Genomic DNA, 20,691 nt, shown 5'->3' on the forward strand with positions numbered 1-20,691 from the left:
CGACGGTGCGGCTTAGCCTGCCTGCTGCATCGTGGCCCACAGGCCCGCCGTGTGCAGTTTCTTCACATCGGCTTCGACTTTGTCTCGTTCACCGGAGGAGACTACGGCCTTACCTTCGGTGTGGACCTGCATCATTAACTCATTGGCGCGTTTCTTGTCGTAGCCCAAAACCGTGTGGAAGATATAGGAGACATAGCTCATCAGATTCACGGGATCGTCCCAGCAGATGCACAGCCACGGCAAATTCTCGCTGGTGGTGACATCCACATCGATCGCTTCGTCGAGCTCAGGCGTAGCCATCGGCGCCGAGGGGGTACTCATTGCATCCATACTCCATAGGGTAGTCATAAAGCAGCGTCCACGGGACTTCTCCACCTGAGCAGCTGCTGAGCTGCGGCCAAGGAGACGACGTCGATAAGCGAGAAACGCTGCACGAACGCGTATGGTAAAGGCATGGTAGAACACGAGAACCTGAAAAGTCTGTCCTCGGCGCTGCTCACCGACATGTATGAATTGACCATGCTGGAAGCCGCCATCAAGGACGGCTCGGTGAATCGGCAATGCACGTTTGAAGTTTTCTCTCGCCGCCTGCCCAGCGAGCGCCGCTATGGCGTGGTGGCCGGTACACCCCGGGTGCTGGATGCCGTGACCAATTTCGTGTTTTCCGAAGCGCAGCTCGACAGCCTCGACTTCCTCAGTGCCGAGACTCTCGACTATCTGCGCAACTATCATTTCTCCGGCGATATCGACGGCTACCACGAGGGATCGCTGTATTTTCCCTACTCGCCTGTGCTCACGGTGCGCGGCACCTTTGGTGAATGCGTGATCCTAGAGACGGTCATTCTCTCCATCCTTAACGCGGACTCCGCGGTGGCCTCCGCTGCCGCACGCATGGTCACCGCCGCCGATGGCCGACCGATCCTGGAGATGGGCTCCCGCCGCACCCACGAGTACGCGGCCGTCACCGCCACCCGCGCCGCGTATCTGGCCGGCTTCTACGCCACCTCAAACCTGGAGGCCTCCCACCGCTACGGGGTGCCCGCCTCCGGCACCGCCGCGCACGCCTGGACGCTGCTGCACGTGGACGAGAATGGCCAGCCGGATGAAGAAGCGGCCTTCCGCTCGCAAGTGGCCGCCCAAGGCGTGGGCACCACCCTGCTGGTGGATACCTTCGACATCACCAAGGGCGTAGAAACCGCCCTCGCCGTGGCCGGGCCGCAGCTCGGCGGAGTGCGCATTGATTCCGGCGATCTCGGCATGCTCACCAGGCGGGTGCGGGACCAGCTCGATGCTGCCGGCGCCAGCGACACCAAGATCGTGGTGTCCTCCGACCTGGATGAATTCGCCATCGCCGGCCTGCGCGGCGATCCCGTGGACGTCTTCGGCGTGGGCACCTCGGTGGTCACCGGCTCCGGCGCCCCCACCGCAGGTCTGGTGTACAAACTCGTAGAAGTCGACGGCCACCCGGTATCCAAGCGTTCCTCCAATAAGCGCTCCCACGGCGGCACCAAGCGTGCCATCCGTACCCGGCGCGCCACCGGCACCGCCGTGGAGGAGATCATCTACCCCTTCGACCACGACACTCCCGCCACCGGACGCCTCGAGCACGTGGAGCTGACACAGCCGCTGATGCGCGGCGGCGCCATCGTGGATGGCCTGCCCACGCTGAAGCAGTCCCGCGAACATCTGGCCCGAGAAATCGAGTCGCTGCCGTGGGAGGGGCTGGCGCTCTCGCGGGGAGAACCCGCAGTGAATACCCGCTTCTACGGCTTCGAGAACTAGGCGCGCACCACCGGCTGTGCCAGACCACTGCGGGCGCGGCGGGGTTCTCGGGTGAGCTGACTCTCCACCCCGCATGGGGCGCTCATTACTATGAGCGTTATGAGTTCCCCCGACAGCACCGCCTCGCCCACGGACGATGTCAGTGGCCTGCTCAGCGCCGCCGTCGAGCACCTCGGCGGGGCACGCCGCGAGGGACAGGAAAAGATGGCCCACGCGGTCAGTTCTGCTCTCTTTCGCCAGCGGCACCTAGCCGTCCAAGCCGGCACCGGCACCGGCAAATCCTTGGCCTATCTGGTGCCGGCCTTTCGCTATGCACACGAGACCGATACCACCGTCATCGTCTCCACCGCCACGATCGCCCTGCAGCGGCAGCTCGTGGGCCGCGATCTGCCGGCGCTCGTCGAGGGCCTGCGCCCCCAGCTGCAGCGGGATCCCACCTTCGCCATCCTGAAAGGCCGCAATAATTACCTCTGCCTGAACAAGCTCAATGCCGAGGACCCCTCCCTGCCGATGGGCGAGGCCGAGGAGCAACCCACCGAGCTCTCGGAGCTCGGCCAGCAGGTGCGCCGCATCACCGAATGGGCGAATGAGACCGAGACCGGTGACCGCGATGATCTCGACATCGGGGTCAGCGACCGAGTGTGGAATCTGATGAGTGTGAGCTCAAAAGACTGCATGGGCGCGGCCACCTGCCCCTTCGGCGAGGATTGCTTTGCCGAGCAGGCCCGCCACCACGCCTCCGATGTGGATGTGGTGGTGACCAACCACGCCCTCTTAGCCATTGATGCGCTCTCCGATGTGGATATCCTCCCCGAGCATGATGCGGTGATCATCGACGAGGCCCACGAACTCGATGGGCGCATCACCGCGGTCTCCACGAACTCGTTGTCCTCGACCGCGCTGAAACTCACCGCCACCCGCGCCGGCAAGGTGGGGGTGGATGGCAAGGAAGAGAAACTCACCGAGCTCGCCGAAGAATGGGACCGCACCCTCGAGGCCGAGGACGCAGGGCGCTGGTTAGAGATCAGCGAGGAGGCGTCGGGAATGCTGCTGAGCGTGCGCAAGCAGTGCCGCAGCATGCTCTCCTCTCTCGACGGCGGCGAGCTGGGGGAAGATCAGGAGGCTGCGGCCGAGCGGCGTTCGCTGAGCAATCACGTGAGCGAGCTGGTGCACGCCATCGACCGCATCATGGAGGTCTTTGATACCGATAATCCCGCCCAGCAGCAGGATGTGGTGTGGCTCGATCGCCCCTATGCCTCCTCCCCGGAGGCCGCCGGGTTCTCCTCCAGCTCCCGGCGCGATTCGCTGAACGTGGCCCCGCTCTCGGTGGCGCCGCTGCTGGCGCAGAAACTATTCGCCACCTCCACGGTTGTGCTCACCTCCGCCACCTTGGCGCTGGGCGGCAACTTCAACGCGATGGCAGCCTCCTGGGGGCTGAAGCAGGGAAGCTGGGACAGCCTGGATGCGGGCACTCCCTTCGATACCCGCTCCTCGGGCATTCTCTACTGCGCCACCCATCTGCCCGCCCCAGGCCGCGATGGCCTATCGCCGCAGACGCTCGAGGAGATGCGCGAGCTCATCATGGCTGCCGGCGGCCGCACCCTGGGGTTGTTTTCCTCGCGGCGGGCCGCCCGCGAAGCGGCCGAGAAGCTGCGCCCGGTGCTGCCCTTCGACATTTTGCTGCAGGGCGATGACTCCATTGGGGCGCTGGTATCCGAGTTCGCCAAACACGAGAACACGTGTCTTTTTGGCACTCTCACCCTGTGGCAGGGTGTCGATGTGCCGGGGCGGTCGCTCTCGCTGGTGATGATTGATCGGCTTCCTTTCCCCCGCCCCGATGATCCGCTCTTGCAGGCCCGTAAGGAGGCCGCCGACGCCGAACACCGCAATGGCTTTATGGAGGTCGCGGCCACCCACGCCGCCCTTTTGCTCGCCCAGGGCGCGGGCCGGCTTCTGCGTTCGGTCACCGACCGCGGTGTGGTGGCCGTGCTGGATCAACGCCTTGTGACCAAACGCTATGGCTCTTTCCTGCGGCGTTCGCTGCCGCCGATGTGGGAAACCGCCGATCCGGCGGTGGTGCGCGGGGCGCTGCAGAGGCTGGTGCGCTCATGAATCTTGCAGCATTGCTTTTCGACGCCACCCTCCCCTCTCATACCGCCGTGGTGGATCCCGACCGCAGTATCAGCTACCCGCAACTGCGCGCGGATATTCTCGACCTTGCCGGCGCGCTGCATAGCAGCGGTATCCGGGCGGGGGATGTGGTGGGCATCCAGCTGCCGAATGGGATCGACTTCGCCCGGAGTTTCTTCGCCGTTCTCGCCGCCGGGGCTGTAGCTACCCCTCTGGGCACCCATCTCTCGGAGAAGGATGCCGCCGCCCAGCTGCGGGAGGCGGGGGCACAGCTGGCGCTGCGCAGCGGTGCTGATATCGCCGCCCTCCTGAAGCAACCACACACAGCACTGGCCGACTTCGCCGCCGCACGCGAGCAGGATCTGGCCTGCCTGCCGTTTTCCTCGGGCACGACGGGGGCGCCGAAGGCCGTGGAGCTCACTCACGGCAACCTCTGCGCTAATGTGCTGCAATTCGCCGAGCGGGTGGGCATCACCGCGGGCGAGACCTGCTTGTCGATGCTGCCGCTGAGCCATATCTATGGGCTCACGGCGCTGCTCACCGTGCCGCTGTACTGCCGTGCCCGCGTGGTCACCGCCCCTTTTTCCGCAACGGAATTCCTGCGCAACCACGAGCGCTGGCAGGTGAACACCACCTTCATCGCCCCTCCCCTAGCGCGACTATTGGCACAACACCCCTTAGTAGACGAGATTGATTTCTCCCACTGCACCCAGATGATCAGTGGCGCGGCCTCACTGCCGTCCACCATGGCGCGCGCCGCCATGCAGCGCACGGGCGTGCCGATCCGCCAAGGCTATGGCCTCACCGAGGCCTCGCCGGTGACGCACCTTAGCGTGGCGGAATCGCCGTTGAACTCTATCGGCCCGCCGCTGCGCGATACCCAGCAGCGCATCGTTGATCCGCTGAGCCTGCAGGAGCGTGGCCCCGGCGAGGTCGGCGAGCTATGGGTTGCCGGGCCGCAGGTGATGCGCGGCTATTCCGGGGCGGGCCCCGATTCTTATGGGGCGCTCGTCGAGGGCTGGCTGCGCACCGGAGATATGGCCTATACCAATGATCGCGGTGAGGTGTTCATCGTGGACCGCTGGAAAGACATCATTAAATCCCATGGCTTCCAGGTCTCGCCGGTGAAACTCGAGGAGATCGTCCTCAGCTGCCCTGGGGTCCTCGACTGCGCCGTGGTCTCCGGTGCCGGAGACGATGGCGAGGAGATGCCCGTGGCCTGTGTGGTGGCCGATGATTCCGGCGTGGAGGCCGCAGCGCTCATGCGCTTTGTGGCCGAGCGCGTCGCCCCTTTCGAACGGATCCGGCAGGTGCGCTTCGTGGAATCCATTCCCCGCTCGGCGGCGGGCAAGACGCTGCGGCGGGTACTGCGCTCTTAAACCGGCAGCAATATCGCCACGGTGACGAGGAGTGTCCACAGGCTTTCCCAGCGGCCCACCTTCTTGGCGCTCAGAGGGGCCTCGCCCTCGGCGATGCGGCGGTTGTTGATTGTGGGCAGCACGGCTGCTCGCACCACCAGCAGGCAGAACACGATAGCCGTGAACCACGATGCCTCACCGGCGAAGAACAATCCCACCGCCACCACAGCGGCGGCAACATGCATGCCCAGCGAGATCGCCAGCATGCGGCGGCTGCCGCGATCGCGGATCAGCGTTTTCACCAGGGGCACCGTGCCAGCGAAATACAGAGCCAGCAATAAGGTGGTGATCCACACACCGCGGTCGAGCTGATCCGTGATGGCGCACGCCACGGCAACCAAGAGGCTCGAGGCCACCACCGTCGACAGCCCCGAGGCCAAGGAGCGGCCGCGTTTATTCCATGCCTCCCACACGGCGATAGCCACGAGCGGGCCGAAGAGCAGCGCGAAGGCAATGAGCTGGGGCTGGAACACCAGCACTATCAGGGACGCGAGCGCCGAAATCGCCCCATAGACATACATGGGAGTGGCGTATTGCGCGCGCCGATCACCGCGGGTGGCGGTGCGGACCTTGAGAAAGAGGCCTGCGGCGAAGAAACAAAAGTATCCGCTCAACCATGCGATGGCGAGCGGAATATGCAAGGGATGCACCCCCGCGAGGAACACACCAATAAGGAAGGGAAGAATCACCATCACCCAAGCGCCGTGCTGATCTGGCACCCAGGCTCGATTGCGCTTGGGCCGTGGTGTGCGGCGCCGCGGTGCGGCGTCCGCGCGGGCGGAGGACCGTGATGATGAAGTATTCACAGGCCTTAGTGTAGGCGACGCTGCGCTAAGCCCACACTGTGATATTTATCCCTGCGGCCGGGGATCCTCCCCGTCGCTGGGGTCTTTGAAGCGCATCTCACGCTTCTCCGGCGGCTCTGGCCACTCCGAGGTTCCCTCCGGGTGCTGGTACTCAGATCCCGAGTGCGCCCCCGGCTGCGCGGTGGGCTCGGGCGAGCTATAGCCCTGCCAGCTGCTCGGCCCCGAGCCGGTCGCGCCGTCGTTGTACTGGGAGTAATCCTCCTGCGGCTGCTGGTAGCCCTGCTGCGGGTACTGCGGGTAGCCGCCCTGCGGATAGTCCTGCTGCGGATAGCCATCCTGGCCGGGCTGGCCATAGGTCGGATAGGCCCCGCCATTGTGCTGGTAGTAGCCCTGCGGCTGCGTCGCGTTGGTGGCGACGCCAGCATAGGGGGAGCTGGGATCAGCGAACAGCCCCGCCGGGCCGCGCGACTGCTCGTAGAGCACGGTCATGAATACGGCGATAAACGGACTGGTGACCACGGTGGCCACAAGCAACCAGTTGCCGACCATGCTCACGAGAATCACGAGCAGCAGTGCCAAGAGCACCACGCCGACGTTTTTGCTCACAACATCCTTGGAGCGTTTGATCGCGCCCCAGACACCCAGCTCGGGTTCACGCAGATACGCGATCTGGGAGAAGCACAACAACACGCCCACGACGATGCCCGGAATGATCAGCAAGATCAGGCCAATCAGGGTGAACAGTCCAACGAGAAGGCCGATGCCGAGGAAGCCCAAGAAACGATCAACCCGGAAGAACTCCTTAAAGGACAGCTTGCCTTCGCGGAGCGCATCGCTGGAGGTGCGGTACAGGAAGAAGCTCGAGAGGAAGGTCAGCACCATAAACAGCAGCAGGAACAGGATCATACTGCTGATCTCTGAGCCCGTGAGCTCTTCGGTGGCGCCCGCATCCGTGACAAAGGATGTCAGGCCGAGTTGGCCTACTGCGATGGCCGTGGAGAGGACGGTGAACAGCAGATTGCCCAACACCAAGGGAACCCAGTTTTGGGCAAATACTTTCCACGAGATGGTCAGCGCGCTGCTCAAGTCTGGGGAACCGAGGGGCTGGTTTCCTCCAGGCTGGCCGTAACCGTTGTACGCGTTAAAGTTCGGATCCGGCTGTCCGCCATAAGGATTCTGGGGGTAGGTCATGCCACAACGGTAGCGCATGCGCTACAAGAACTGCACTAGTCGCAACGGTAGATAGCGGCGGCAGTTACAGATCCCGGCGCCACCTCTGTAAACCCTGCATCGGCCACCTCGACGGCGCCGGGCTGGGCGCAGAACTCGCGGAAGTGCGGCCGAGGCAGCTCGCGTACCTGCAGCTCGAAACCCGTACTCGCCCACGTCCAGGCGTCCTCCACAGGTAGCGCCGCGGCCAACAGCATGGAGGCGTGCCCCACTTGCGCAGTTTGCTTGCCGACGCTCATCTGCAAATCACGATCCACTGCTATCAGGGGCACATCCCGCAGCGGCGGCTCCTCCTCCACCGGCGGGAGATCAGTTCCACCAATCTGTAGTTTCGCGATCATCGGATCGGTGTCTGCGATCGCCGAGGGCACGCAGGCTCGTGCTTCGGCGCCGTTCGCGCTGCATGTCACCCCAGGTACTTCTTGGGCGCGGCGCCAGTGGATATTCCGGGCGCGGCGCGATACCTTGCGGATCCTGGCGTCGTACCAGCCCCCGAGCCCCGCAGCGAAGGCGGTATCACCGCCGGCGCGTTCGTCGAGGCAGCACGCCACGACGGCCATTGCTGCCGCCGCAGACAGACTCAACCGATCCGGTCGCTCATTCTTGGGCATGTGCAGCACGATCGGCATCGCCTGCACCGTGGAGGGATCGGCGGGATCCTCGCGATGAGACGGACGCGGCTCGTTGAGAGCCGAGAGACGCGCATGGGCCGCGCGGAAGCTATCGGGAATATCGCTCATGCGGATGAAAGTACTAGCTGTGCGTGGGCAGCGGCACGCGACGGAACGTGCCCTCTGCGAGGTCCTCGGAATCGATCTCTTCGCGCGAAATACCGAGGATGTGCAGGATCTCATCCATATACGGGTGGTTCACGCTGGTATCGGCGATCTCCTTGAGCGCCGGCTTGGCATTGAAGGCAATACCGAGACCGGCAGCAGAGAGCATGTCGATATCGTTGGCGCCATCGCCCACGGCTACGGTCTGGTGCATCTGCAGCCCAGCGTCGGCAGCGAACTCCGACAGCAAGCGCGCCTTGGCAGCGCGGTCGACGATCTCCCCGATCACCTTGCCGGTGAGTTTCCCGTCCTTGATCTCGAGGGTGTTGGCGCGCACATAATCCAGATCGAGATCCGCGGCGAGGTTCTCCAGCACCTGGATGAAGCCGCCGGAGACCACTGCGGCCCGATAGCCCATGCGCTTGAGGGTGCGGATGGTGGTGCGGGCGCCCGGGGTGAGCTGAATATCGCGGGCCACCTCGTCGATGATGGAGGCGTCCAAGCCCTCGAGCACGGCGACGCGCTCGCGCAGCGACTCCTCGAAGTCCAACTCGCCGCGCATTGCCCGATCGGTGACGTCCTTGACCTCGGCCTCTTTGCCCGCGTGGGCAGCGAGCATCTCGATGACCTCGCCGGTGATGAGGGTGGAATCGCAGTCGAAGCAGATGAGTCGCTTGGAGCGGCGCTGCAGGCCCGCCCGTTCGATCGCGATATCAATGCCCAAGGAGGCGGTGAGTTCCGCGAGTGCCTTGCGCAGGCTGACACCGCCGCCGGGCTCGGGGTTGGCCACGCTGACGAGCAGCTCGATGCCGGTGACGGGATAGTCGGACAGGCCCCTAATAGTGTCGATATTCGCGCCGTAGTCCGCCAAGGTTTGGCCGATGGCCGAGATGTGCTGCGCCGTCACTGGGGAGCCGAGCACCACGACCGCGTGGGTGGACATGGGGCGGGTAGGCGAGAGTTCATCGCTGACTTCCACGGTGATCTGCATCCCGTAGGCGCGCATGGTCTCGGTGAGGCCCACGCGCAGCATTTCTTCATTGTCCACATTGAAGCCGACGAGTGCGGCCAGTGATAGGCGGCCGCGGAACTGGGACTGCTCGACGTCCAGGAGCTGCACGCGGTGGGCGGCAAGCACGCGGAAGAAGGCGGCGGTCACTCCGGAACGGTCGGGACCCGTGACAGTCATGACGGCGGGTGTGAGCCCCTCCCGAAGGGTGGTGGAAATATCGCTGGTGGTGCTGGTGGCAAGCGCCGAGGTGATCACGGTAGTTGCTGTCCTTCGAGATGTCGATGCCCCTCCCGAGGCGCTTTAGGCGCGTGGAAGGCGGGCTAATGGCTCTGACAAATTCCTCACGCTACCCGCTTGCACGGTGTTTTCCTGAAGTTATGCCGCGTGAAGCCGCCTTTTTAGGCCCATACGGGGGCGAATGGCTGTGGTGCACAACGCACAAAAGGCGCTACCGCCCGGCCACCGATGAGGTGGATCCAGACGGTAACGCCTTAGTCGAGGAGGTTTCTAGGAGGTTGTATCCCTCGAACGCGGTGCCTAGTGGCGGCCGACGTGTGCTTCCTTGCGCATGCGCTCAACCATGTGCGGGTAGTGCAGCTCGAACGCGGGGCGCTCGGAGCGGATACGCGGCAGCGAGGTGAAGTTGTGGCCGGGGGGCGGGCAGGAGGTTGCCCACTCCAGGGAGTTGCCATAACCCCAGGGATCGTCGACGGTGACGATCTCGCCGTAGCGCCAGGACTTGAACACGTTCCAGATGAACGGGATCACGGACAGGCCCAAGACGAAGGAGAACACCGTGGAGATCTGGTTCAGGGTGGTCCAGCCGTCGGACTCAAGGTAGTCGGCGTAACGACGCGGCATACCCATGTTGCCCAGCCAGTGCTGAACCAAGAAGGTGCCGTGGAAGCCGATGAAGGTGAGCCAGAAGTGGATCTTGCCCAGGCCCTCGCTCAGCATACGACCGGTCATCTTCGGGAACCAGAAGTACACACCAGCGCAGGATGCGAACACGATGGTACCGAAGAGGGTGTAGTGGAAGTGAGCGATGAGGAAGTAGGACTCAGAGATGTGGAAGTCCAGCGGCGGGGAGGCCAGCATAATGCCGGTCAGACCACCGAAGAGGAAGGTCACCAGGAAGCCCATGGTCCAGATCATCGGGGTCTCCCACGAGATGTGACCGCGCCACATCGTGCCCACCCAGTTGAAGAACTTCACGCCGGTCGGAACCGAGATGAGGAACGTCATGAAGGAGAAGAAGGGCAGCAGGATGGCACCGGTGACGAACATGTGGTGGGCCCACACAGCCATGGACAGGGCGCCGATGGAGAGGGTCGCGAAGACCAGGCCAACGTAGCCGAACATGGGCTTGCGGGAGAATACCGGCACGATCTCGGAGACGATACCGAAGAACGGCAGTGCCAGCACGTAGACCTCAGGGTGGCCGAAGAACCAGAACAGGTGCTGCCAGAGCAGAGCGCCGCCGTTACCCGGAGCGTAGATGTGGCCGCCCAGCTTGCGATCATAAAGAACGCCCAGAGCAGCTGCAGTCAGCAGCGGGAAGATCAGCAGTGCGATCACCGAGGTAACGAAGATGTTCCAGGTGAAGATCGGCATACGGAACATGGTCATACCCGGGGCGCGGAGGCACAGGATGGTGGTGAGCATGTTGATAGCCGAGGCAATGGTACCGACACCGGTGGCGCCCACACCCACGATCCAGAAGTCCGAGCCGATGCCCGGGGAGTGGATGGCGTCATTCAACGGCGAGTACATGGTCCAGCCGAAGTCCGCAGCACCACCAGGGGTGAGGAATCCAGCGAGCATAACGAGACCACCGACGGTGGTGATCCAGAAACCGAAGGCATTCAGGCGCGGGAAGGCAACGTCCGGCGCACCGATTTGCAGCGGCATGACGTAGTTAGCAAAGCCCCACACGACGGGGGTGCCGTACAGCAGCAGCATCACCGTGCCGTGCATGGTGAACAGCTGGTTGAACTGCTCATTCGACAGCATCTGAAGGCCAGGCTCAAAGAGCTCTGTGCGGATAAGCAGTGCCATCAAACCGCCGACAAAGAAGTAGGTGAAGGACACGATGATGTACATGATGCCCAAGACCTTGTGGTCGGTGGTGGTTAGCATCCGCCAGGCCAGATTACCCTTGCGAGCGTGACCTGTAGGCGCAGGCCGCGTGGGCGCGACCGGTTGGTCGACCCGTGGCGCTACAGCGGTCATAATTTCCTCCTGACTAGGTGGCGTTGAGAGATAAACCCCCACCGCCGACGTTCATACACTCCGTATCTTAAGGGAAGTATAAGTTTTTCTGCCAGTCCTCCTAGGATCTGGACTTGCCCCTACCTTAGCGGCTACCACCACTTTTAGAAACCAGAATGGGGTTTCCGCTGCACCGATCGCCGCTCTACCTAAGAAAATGCTTAGGGATGGTGACGTCGAACACATTTTTTGTGGAGAGGCTACACCTAAAGGGGGGTTAGCTCGGCCGATAGGTGCGCGTCGATAAGCATGGCACTGATCGACGCGCCCGAGCAAGCCTCCTGAGACTTAGAAGTCCCAGTCATCGTCCGTGGTGGATTCGGCGGTGCCGATCACATAGGACGAGCCAGAGCCGGAGAAGAAGTCATGGTTCTCATCGGCGTTCGGCGAGAGCGCGGAGAGAATGGCCGGCGACACTCGCGTCTCATCGGCCGGGAAGAGCCCCTCATAGCCAAGATTATTCAGCGCCTTATTGGCGTTGTAGCGCAGGAAGCGCTTGGCATCTTCGGTCCAGCCGAGATCATCGTAGAGATCCTCGGTGTACTCGATCTCGTTTTCATAGAGGTCATAGAGGAAGTCGAAGGTGTACTCCTTCAGCTCCGCACGCTCTGCCTCAGTGATCGCTTCGAGATTGCGCTGATACTTATAGCCAATGTAGTAGCCATGCACAGCCTCGTCGCGAATGATGAGGCGGATGACATCGGCAGTGTTGGTCAGCTTGCCGTGGCTGGACCAATACATCGGCAGATAGAAGCCCGAATAGAAGAGGAAGGACTCCAGCAACGTGGAGGCCACCTTCTTCCGCCGCGGATCATCACCCTTGTAGTAGTCCAAGATGAGGTGGGCCTTCTTCTGGAGGTTCTCGTTTTCCTCGGACCAGCGGAAGGCATCGTTGATTTCCGCAGTGGACGAGAGCGTCATGAAGATAGAGGAGTAACTCTTCGCATGCACCGACTCCATGAAGGCAATATTGGTGTACACCGCCTCCTCATGCGGGGTGATCGCATCGGGGATCAGCGACACGGCACCCACGGTGCCCTGGATCGTATCCAGCATGGTGAGACCGGTGAACACGCGCATGGTTGCACGCTGCTCCAGCTCATTGAGCGTGCTCCAGCTCTTGATGTCATTCGACAGCGGCACCTTCTCCGGCAACCAGAAGTTACCAGTGAGGCGATCCCACACCTCTAGGTCCTTCTCGTCGGGAATGGTGTTCCAGTCAATAGCTTGCACCGGAGTGGCGCGGCCAGGTTCCCCCGAGGTGATATGCACGGGAGTCTGGGCTTCAGGATGAACCGCCATGGTTTCTTTCCCTTCTTATCTAGCAACGTCGCGCCTCTGCGCGACACGTGGGCGCACACGCCGTGCCCTCGCTTCACTCGGTAGAGAGCGTGGACACGACGGTGCGCATGGAGGACATACAACAATCGGTGCTATAGCCGTGGGGACGATCGTGCGCCCCACAATCAGAGCACCTAGCTTAACCCCCGCACGCCCCTCTCGCACTACCGCTGCGCGCCCATGCGCCCCCTCCCCCAGCGCCGGTTTCGGTCCGGCGCAGGACACTGCCTATCAACGATATCGACACCCCATACCCCGCTCCTGCCGCCGGACTACCCCCGTTCGGTGAGAGAGCAAGGCTCACCTTCTTCGCCGCCCGCCGACATATAGATTCATGTGAATACCGACATAGAGAAATACACAAACAATATTAACGACCCCCGATCGTCCGGCAATTAAAGGCTTTAATAAATGTTTTATTAACGTTCATCACTGCGTTGGACGCGCTTATATTAGGCTTTACTAACCGCGAACATGCAGGTAAACCATACTTTATAAATCTGGGGAAGCGAGCAGTGAATTAAACATTAGTGGGTGGATGGTGCTACTATTTGAAGCATGACAACTTTTCCACAAGAACTCGCAAAGAAATTCAACGATCAGACCACGGCCGAGATTGAAGCCTCGATGATCTACCTCCAGCTCTCCTACGAGCTCGAGAACAAGGGCCTCACCGGTATGGCTGCCTGGATGCGTAACCACTCCGTCGAGGAGATGGGCCACGCCGAGCGCTTCTCGAACCACCTGCTCAACCGCGGTGTTGTTCCCCAGATCAACACCGTCAGCGTCCCGGAGATGAAGGTCGTCCAGCCCATCGACGCCTTCAAGCTGGCTCTCGAGCACGAGAAGAAGGTTTCGGAAATGATCCGCGATCTCGTTCGTGCCGCCGACGAGGCCTCTGACTTCGACTCCCGCCCGATGCTCAACTGGTTCCTCGACGAGCAGATCGAGGAGGAGGCCACCGTCTCCGAGATCATCGATCGCCTCGCAGTGGCCGGCGAGGACGGCGCAGGCATCCTGCGCGTCGACGCCGAGCTGAACTCCGAGGGCTAAATCTCTCACCTCACCGCCGCGTTCCCGCACAGTCGGGGCGCGGCGGTTCGCGTTATCTGGTGCCACCGGCACAGCAGACGCTTATCGACGCCGACCTCAAGGCATAGAACAACCCCCGTCTCAGCAGCAGCTGGGAATCGGGGGTTGTTGTGTGTCTCTCGGCCACCGCCCTGGGCGGGCAGCGGCTCGCGCGCTAGGGCGTGGCCTCGGGCGAGTGCTCGGCGATACTGCGCAGTGCCGAGGCTTGTGTTTGCTCCAAGCTGCCGTTATTGGACACCTCTTCGCCGAACTCATCGTCGTCGAGGTCTTCGAGGGTAGCCAGTTGGGAGTCGAGGAGGCTGGCCGGCATGAAGTGCCCAGCGCGGGCATTCATGCGTTCGGCGGTGATCGCTTTGGAGGCCACGAGGTGTAAGAAGAACACACCCTCGGCCCCAGCCGCGAGAATGTCTCGGTAGGAGCGCTTCAACGCGGAACAGGCGAGCACTGTGGTCACGCCATCTTTATCCTGATCGGCGATCCACTGGCGCAGATTCTCCAGCCATGGCCAGCGGTCCTCGTCAGTGAGCGGGATACCCGCTGCCATCTTGGCCTTATTGGCCTGCGGGTGGAAGCTATCCGCATCGGCGAATACCGCCCCGAGTTCCGCGGCGAGATACTCCCCCACCACCGATTTTCCGGTGCCCGAGACACCCATGCACACGATGTGACGCACGGTGGGGGTTGAGGTCGTGCCGCTAGCCTGAGCTGTCATTTAAAGTAGCGCTCCAATCTGGAACAGAATGTAGGAGAAGGCAAAGCCCACGATACCGATGAGCGTCTGGTTCACCGTCCAGGTCTTGAGCGTGGTGGCCACGTCCATGCCCATGAGGCGGCCCACCAGCCAGAAGCCGGAGTCATTGACGTGCGAGGCAAAGACGGAACCGGCGGCGGTGGCCATCACGATGGTGCCCAGCTGCCATTCGTTATAGCCGGCTGCGGCAACCGCCGGGGCCATGAGTGCGGCGGCGGTCGTAAGAGCCACAGTGGCCGAGCCCTGCGCCACGCGCAGCACGACGGCGACGAGGAAGCAGGCGAGAATCACGGGAATACCGATGCCTTCCATGGAGCTGGCCACAGCATCACCAATGCCGGAGGTGCGCAGCACACCGCCGAACATGCCGCCGGCGCCGGTGATGAGCACCACCGAGCAGATCGGGCCGAGTGCACCATCGAGGGACTTCTCCATGGCGCTGCGGTCGAGCCCGCGGCGCGTACCCAACACATAGGCGGCGATAAGGGTGGCGATCAGCAGGGCAATAGCGGTATTACCAAAGAAGGAGCCGATGCTTACGAGGGACGAATCTGCGTCGATCCAGCCTTCGGCTACCGCCATGGAGGTGCCGGTGTTAAGGAAGATGAGCAGTGGCGGGATGGCCAGCAGGGCCACGACGGAACCCGCAGAGGCCGGCTTGGCCGGCTGATCGTGATCCAGGGGACCACCGGTGAGTAGCTCCGGCACGGGGAGGTTGTACTTCGGGCCCAGCACCTTCGCGAGGACATAACCGGTGATGTACCACAGGGGGAACACCATGATGAGGCCGACGAGCAGGGTGACGCCCACATCTGCGTTGTAGAACTCTGCGGCAGCGATCGGACCCGGGTGCGGCGGCATGAACACGTGCATCACGGAGAAGGCGCCCACGGCGGGCAGGCCGTAGAGCAGAATCGGGCCACCAAGGCGACGAGCCACGGCAAAGACCACGGGCAGCATGACCATCAAACCGGCGTCGAAGAAGATGGGGAAGCCGATAAACAGCGACGCCACACCGAGCGCGAAGGGCGCTTTGTCTTCACCGAAACGCCGGATGAGTACATCAGCCAGGGATTGAGCACCGCCAGATGTTTCCACCAGCCGGCCCAGCATGGCTCCAAGCCCCACCAGTAGCGCCACACTTCCTAATGTGGAGCCGAATCCGGAGACCATCACCCCAGGAATCTCGGCCACGGGGATACCAGTGGCGAGTGCGGTGACGGCAGAAATCAGAATGAGCACCAAAAATGCGTGCAGTTTCAGCCCGATGATGAGAAAGAGAATGAGCGCGATGGCACCCGCGGCAATACCGAGCAATGGCCCGGCCCCGAGTGTTTGTTCCCACGTTTCCATAGAAATCCTTTTCAGCTATGGTCCCGCCCCTGAATCCACGATGGCGGATATGAGAGCAGGAATGTCGGGTGCGTGTGATTAATCCACGAACGCACAGAAAAGAGGTCTATATCTCTTTTATCACCCGCTATGAACAACCAGACAACGCCTCCCCTTAAAGAGGGGTAATGAGTGCCAATAACCCAACATTCAACCCCATCTATTTAGCGTTTTCGCAGCTCAGTGCCCCCTTATTTCTATCCTTGGGAAAAGCTATGTGCCCCGTTCATCGACCCAGACGGCTCGCTGACCCCAGCACGTTCGCCCCCAAGGGCAGTGTCCTGCATTTTCTCGGCAATAAACCGGCAGTAATGTTCTTGGACTACAGAAAAGAGGGAAGTATCACAGGTGCCAGAGTGATATTCGGCTTCACAGCGCGCTCATAATGAAACGGTGATTCGCTCTCGTCGCATCCTCTCTCCTACCGCCGATGGAGAGGTTCGGATTCCGGCCCTCGTGCGCCATAACAACATCCTGTATTGCTTCTTTGATCAACGCCCCCGTCCCCCACACGGCGTTGGCTCGGACTTCAATGGCGAAGTAATGGCCTCGGATCTGCCTAATCCCAATCGGCTGGCATATCTCGTCCGCGGCCCCGCCGAGCAGTGGTCCGCACCCCGCGCACTACAGGGCGGACCGGCACTATCCAGCGATGCCTGTGTGGCTTCGAGCCAGGGCCGGTTGACGGTGGCCTATGCCTCGGTCAGTGGCCCCGTGTCCTATATTTCCTCCACGCGGCATGGCCCGCGCCTCGAGCCGTGGGTGGCCAGCGGCCCCTCCCCCGAAGAACTGGTACACCGTCGCCTTGACGAGCTGTACGAGCGCTGGGAGGCCGATGCCCTCTTCGCCACCTCGGGCTCTACTATCACGTGGGAAGGTGCAGCACTGCTGCCCTATGTCGTGCGGCAGGGTGAACGCACCCATATCCGTATCGCGCATGTGGTCGGCACGGACGTTCGCGCCTGTTCCGAACCGATTGCGCATCCTGAGCTCAATCTGGACGAAACCAGCCTCTCGATCTATCGGGGGCGCATTGTGCTCAACGCCCGCGTGCAGGGCTTCGAAGGGCGCGGCGCGGGACGACGCTGTTGGGCAACAAGCGCGGATGGCCTGCACTTTAGCCCGGTAGAGGTGCGCGAGCTGGAAGATCCCGGCTGCAATGGCACCCAGCTCGGGCCGTGGCTACTGCACCCGAGCGATAGCCAGCAGCGCCGTGCCGGCGCGCTGAGCAACATGATCGATGGCAGCACCCTCCCGCTCACCACCGGCAGTTTCGGCTATAGCGACGCCCTCCGAGTGGACGAGCGACTGCTGGTGGTTTTCGAAAGCGACGGCTGCCTCGCAGAGCTCTACACCCCACCGCTCGCCGAGTGGGAATAAGCAGGACACCACGGCCGTAGCGCGTGTTCTCGTGCAGGCGGTCTAGCCGTGTCGGGTGAGCTGCGGGTTGGGCTGGGGCGGACTATCGATTACCACCTCTGCGGTATGAGAAGGCGTACGTGAGAGCGCGATCGCGGCGGTCGAGATCACCATCATCACCGTGGCATAGATAGCCACCGGCACTAGGCCCTGATCGAGTTGGGTCAAACGGGTAGCCACCAGCGGGGCCAGTCCAGCGCCCAGAATAGCGCCGAGTTGGAACGCCAAGCCGGATCCGGTGTAGCGCTGTTCTGGAGGGAATTTCTCCGAGATGAACGCTCCAATGGCACCGTATTGGGAGGGTTGCACCACCCCCACCAAGGCGATGAGTGCAGGCCAGACCAGTACTGGGTCGCCGCTGTCTAACAACATGAGCGTAATCCACAGCCCCACAATGGTGAAGCCACCACCGGCCAGCATGACGCGCCGGCGACCGAAAAGATCACTGAGATGCGCAGCGAAGGGCATGGCAAAAATGGCGATGATGGAGCCGAGGGTGACCATCATGAGGCCGTCTTCGCGCGTGATCGGATGCGGATTGTCCGCGGTGGAAGCCACCAGATAGGGCACGAGGTAGGCGGCCTGCAGGCCTTGGATAAACAGTCCACCCGAGGCAGCAAGGGTGCCGAGCAACAGCTCCTTATGGGAGGTAGTGAGGATCTTCACCAGTGGGGCACCCGTGTGCACATCACCGCGGGAGCGAGCGGCCTCGAAATCAGGGGACTCTTTTACTTGGGAGCGCAAATAGAGCCCGATCACCACGATCGCAGCGGAGAAGAGGAATGGCACTCGCCATCCCCAGTCGGTGACAAAGTACTGAGAAGGATCGGCGAAGTGGTCGCCCGACATAGAGGAGAAGATCGCCAACACAAAGGTGGAGAGTACCGCTCCAGCAGGCCCACCGGCGATAGCAATCGAAGCTGCGAAACCACGTTTACCGTCCTCCGAATGTTCCATGGCCATGAGGGTGGCACCGGCCCATTCGCCACCGACCGCGACGCCTTGGATCACACGCAGCACCACCAGAACAATGGGGGCGATGATGCCCACATCGTCTGCACTGGGCATCAACCCAATAGCGACTGATACCAACCCCATGGTGAGCAGAGTGATAACCAGCACGTTCTTCCGGCCATATTTGTCGCCGAAGTGTCCGAAGGCCATGGACCCAAGGGGGCGAGAGATATAGCCGGTGAGCAGGATGACAAAAGACAGGGTCGTGCCCATTGCCGGCGAGAGCGTGGAAAAGAACAGCTGCGGGAACACCAGTCCCGCGGCAGCTGCGTACAGCAGGAAGTCGTAGTATTCCACGGTGCTGCCGAGGAAGGAGGAGATGAGCGCGCGACGCTTATCTGCCGTACTGCGGAGCACAGCCGAATCGGGAGTAGACATAATTTTCTCCAAGGTATGAATAACGCGCCGTTCCTGCATGATTTGTTGTCGGCAGGAACGGCGCGACAATACGGTGGGGGATGAAAAGTGGTGGGACGAACGTTCCCACCACTGTGTTTCGTCTTGGGTTTAACGGGCAGACCAGCGCACGGTGCGGGAGTTATGCGCTGCCCGGCGCGGTAGTAGTCGGCCGTAGTGGTAGTCGAAGTGGTGATAGCGATAGAACTCGCGACTGGGCTGGCCGCGATACATCTCGCCGGGCTGACGGCCAGAGTCACCGCGATAATCTCCGGTGTCCATCCGGCCGAACCAGTGCAGGTCATAGATCTGTTGATCGCTCCACAGCTCCAGCAGCAAGAGGTGATTCTTCAGCTCCACGTTCTCGTACCAGCAATAGCTCTCGCAGCCGGGTTCGCGGCGAGTATCGGCGATTTCGGTCGCTGTGAGTGCACGCATTTCGGGATTGTCCTGCACAGCATTGTGAATAGCGATACGTACTGGGGCGTCACCTGGCCAGAAAATCACCGAATCAGAGTTCTCTGTCAGTGTCTCCTCGCTGACCCATTGGCCGTTCTGGACCGCGAAGGACTCCGCTGCGTAGATCTCGGCGCCAACTGCACGCAGTAGCTGGTGATAGGTGGGATAGCTCTCGCGTGCGCGCACTACCCCACTCCAGCTGGTTTCATCCGCGACCAAGATACTCACTGCAAGGGCAGGCTCCCCAGGAACGAGACTGCGGTAAAGCTCGGCGCTAGGAAGCTGCTCGCGCAGGTGAGCGATCTCGGTACGCAGCGCCTCGGGATCGATGCCGTGGGCAGCGGGATCGGCGATCTCATGAAGTACCCGTAGCATCGCTTCAGCACTCCTTGTCCAACTGAGTGGAGTAGTCGATCACCCAGTCGGGCGATGCATACGCAGGATCAGGGGTACGGCGTCGCACCACGATTTCCACCAGGTAGCCACCGAGATCGTCGAAGGTGTCGAGATAGCCGAACTCGGCGGCGTTGCCTCGCAATGGGGAGCCCATGCACAGCTCGTAGCCGACTGTAGCAGCGGTGTGAATAATGCGGTCCCACTCCGCGGAGTCGGTGGTCATAGTCGTAAATACGTGATGGATGCCCGGGCCGCGAATATCGAAGAATTCGCGGTTGTAGTGGCTGGGACCGTGATTACACTCGATGATCTCGAAGGCGAAGTTAGAGCACGCACCTTGCGCGGTGAAATAGCCGTGGTCCACCAGTTCGCCACGATATTGCGAGCGATCCAGCCGCCCGGCGCCAGTTTCCCATGTCTTCATCTCATAGCGCTGAATGCCGAAGATAGCGCGATAGTGTTCGAGAGTGGCCATCACATCGTGGACCAGCACACCGAAGTGATAGATGCCTTCGGTCGGAAGGAGCGCGTCCGTACTCGCAGCGCCGCCCATGGGGCGCTGTTCCGATACCATCTCCACCATAAATCCACCCAGTTCGGTGCGGGTGTCATAGAAGCGGCGCTGGGTGCCGTCCACCGTAGCGGCGTAGGCCTGTCTAATACCTAGCTCGGCGAAGTGGTGCGTGATAGCGGCGTCGTTTGCGAGCTCGGGAACAGCTACCTGGATGAAGCAGATGCCCTCACGTTTGGTTCGCAGATGCTCATTAAAGGGAGATTCACCGCTCAACGGTTGGATGAGCTCGAAGGTGAGGTTCTCATTCGACCCCACCGCTGAGGCCCAACGACCGGGGGTTTCGGTGTTGTGGCGACCATAGCTGATGCCGTCTTCGGGGGCGTGGGTGCCGCGTTCCCAGGAGGTGATGCCGTAGATCTTCTCGTAGGAGCGGACCGCGGCATCGAGGTCATAGACCACGACGCCAATGCGATTCAAAATAGTGGTGTTCAT

At 62.0% G+C, this 20,691-nt stretch carries 17 protein-coding genes; 5 read left to right on the plus strand and 12 right to left on the minus strand.

Features of this window, described 5'->3' with window-relative positions; genetic code table 11:
- Positions 1-12 precede the first annotated feature (12 nt).
- Positions 13-321, minus strand: coding sequence for an ATP-dependent Clp protease adapter ClpS (gene clpS / locus KR227_RS05675; RefSeq protein ID WP_151529773.1), 309 nt, complete (start codon positions 319-321; stop codon positions 13-15).
- A gap of 132 nt (positions 322-453) precedes the next feature.
- On the opposite strand from clpS, the gene KR227_RS05680 reads away from it, so the two are divergent.
- From KR227_RS05680 to KR227_RS05690, 3 genes are all read left to right on the plus strand, one after another.
- Positions 454-1,782, plus strand: a complete 1,329-nt coding sequence (locus KR227_RS05680; protein ID WP_218364233.1) for a nicotinate phosphoribosyltransferase — start codon at positions 454-456, stop codon at positions 1,780-1,782.
- A 99-nt stretch (positions 1,783-1,881) separates the two neighbouring features.
- On the plus strand, positions 1,882-3,894 hold the full coding sequence (locus KR227_RS05685; protein WP_218364235.1) for an ATP-dependent DNA helicase: 2,013 nt from the start codon (positions 1,882-1,884) through the stop codon (positions 3,892-3,894).
- Positions 3,891-5,291, plus strand: coding sequence for a class I adenylate-forming enzyme family protein (locus tag KR227_RS05690; RefSeq protein WP_218364237.1), 1,401 nt, complete (start codon positions 3,891-3,893; stop codon positions 5,289-5,291). The genes KR227_RS05685 and KR227_RS05690 overlap by 4 nt, the downstream gene beginning before the upstream one ends.
- On the opposite strand, the gene KR227_RS05695 is transcribed toward KR227_RS05690, so the two are convergent.
- From KR227_RS05695 to nrdF, 6 genes are all read right to left on the minus strand, one after another.
- Positions 5,288-6,136, minus strand: coding sequence for a YwiC-like family protein (locus tag KR227_RS05695; protein ID WP_151640916.1), 849 nt, complete (start codon positions 6,134-6,136; stop codon positions 5,288-5,290). The genes KR227_RS05690 and KR227_RS05695 overlap by 4 nt on opposite strands.
- 45 nt (positions 6,137-6,181) lie before the next feature.
- Positions 6,182-7,327, minus strand: a complete 1,146-nt coding sequence (locus KR227_RS05700; RefSeq protein ID WP_218364239.1) for a hypothetical protein — start codon at positions 7,325-7,327, stop codon at positions 6,182-6,184.
- Between the two features lie 35 nt (positions 7,328-7,362).
- On the minus strand, positions 7,363-8,106 hold the full coding sequence (locus KR227_RS05705; RefSeq protein ID WP_218364240.1) for a peptidyl-tRNA hydrolase: 744 nt from the start codon (positions 8,104-8,106) through the stop codon (positions 7,363-7,365).
- A 13-nt stretch (positions 8,107-8,119) separates the two neighbouring features.
- Positions 8,120-9,331 carry a phosphoserine phosphatase SerB gene (gene serB, locus KR227_RS05710; RefSeq protein ID WP_255549162.1) on the minus strand — a complete coding sequence of 404 codons (1,212 nt, stop codon included), beginning with the start codon at positions 9,329-9,331 and terminating at the stop codon, positions 8,120-8,122.
- A gap of 360 nt (positions 9,332-9,691) precedes the next feature.
- The gene (gene ctaD, locus KR227_RS05715; protein ID WP_218364241.1) at positions 9,692-11,386 is read right to left on the minus strand and encodes a cytochrome c oxidase subunit I; all 1,695 of its coding nucleotides are present in this window, start codon (positions 11,384-11,386) and stop codon (positions 9,692-9,694) included.
- Between the two features lie 327 nt (positions 11,387-11,713).
- Entirely contained in the window at positions 11,714-12,727 is a 1,014-nt protein-coding gene (gene nrdF / locus KR227_RS05720) for a class 1b ribonucleoside-diphosphate reductase subunit beta (protein ID WP_218364242.1), read from the minus strand.
- A 597-nt stretch (positions 12,728-13,324) separates the two neighbouring features.
- Here nrdF and KR227_RS05725 point away from each other — a divergent pair.
- Positions 13,325-13,819 (plus strand): ferritin, encoded by a 495-nt coding sequence (locus tag KR227_RS05725; protein WP_218364243.1) that lies wholly within the window; start codon positions 13,325-13,327, stop codon positions 13,817-13,819.
- Positions 13,820-14,012: 193 nt separating this feature from the next.
- Here the strand turns inward: KR227_RS05725 and KR227_RS05730 are convergent, their stop codons facing one another.
- Complete coding sequence (locus tag KR227_RS05730; RefSeq protein ID WP_218364244.1) at positions 14,013-14,570, minus strand: gluconokinase; 558 nt, start codon at positions 14,568-14,570, stop codon at positions 14,013-14,015.
- Positions 14,571-15,962: a GntP family permease gene (locus KR227_RS05735; protein WP_218364245.1), complete on the minus strand. Its 1,392-nt coding sequence runs from the start codon at positions 15,960-15,962 to the stop codon at positions 14,571-14,573.
- Between the two features lie 432 nt (positions 15,963-16,394).
- Between KR227_RS05735 and KR227_RS05740 the strand changes: the two genes are divergently transcribed.
- Entirely contained in the window at positions 16,395-17,381 is a 987-nt protein-coding gene (locus tag KR227_RS05740; protein ID WP_218364246.1) for a sialidase family protein, read from the plus strand.
- Between the two features lie 42 nt (positions 17,382-17,423).
- Here the strand turns inward: KR227_RS05740 and KR227_RS05745 are convergent, their stop codons facing one another.
- The 3 genes from KR227_RS05745 to KR227_RS05755 all read right to left on the minus strand — a co-directional run bounded on the left by KR227_RS05745 (position 17,424) and on the right by KR227_RS05755 (position 20,691).
- The gene (locus tag KR227_RS05745; RefSeq protein ID WP_218364247.1) at positions 17,424-18,812 is read right to left on the minus strand and encodes an MFS transporter; all 1,389 of its coding nucleotides are present in this window, start codon (positions 18,810-18,812) and stop codon (positions 17,424-17,426) included.
- A gap of 129 nt (positions 18,813-18,941) precedes the next feature.
- Positions 18,942-19,664, minus strand: a complete 723-nt coding sequence (locus tag KR227_RS05750; RefSeq protein WP_218364249.1) for a putative quinol monooxygenase — start codon at positions 19,662-19,664, stop codon at positions 18,942-18,944.
- Between the two features lie 4 nt (positions 19,665-19,668).
- The gene (locus tag KR227_RS05755) at positions 19,669-20,691 is read right to left on the minus strand and encodes a VOC family protein (RefSeq protein ID WP_218364251.1); all 1,023 of its coding nucleotides are present in this window, start codon (positions 20,689-20,691) and stop codon (positions 19,669-19,671) included.

Origin of the sequence: Corynebacterium sp. TAE3-ERU30 (assembly GCF_019209925.1) — a bacterium.
GTDB classification, from domain to species: Bacteria; Actinomycetota; Actinomycetes; order Mycobacteriales; family Mycobacteriaceae; genus Corynebacterium; species Corynebacterium megadyptis.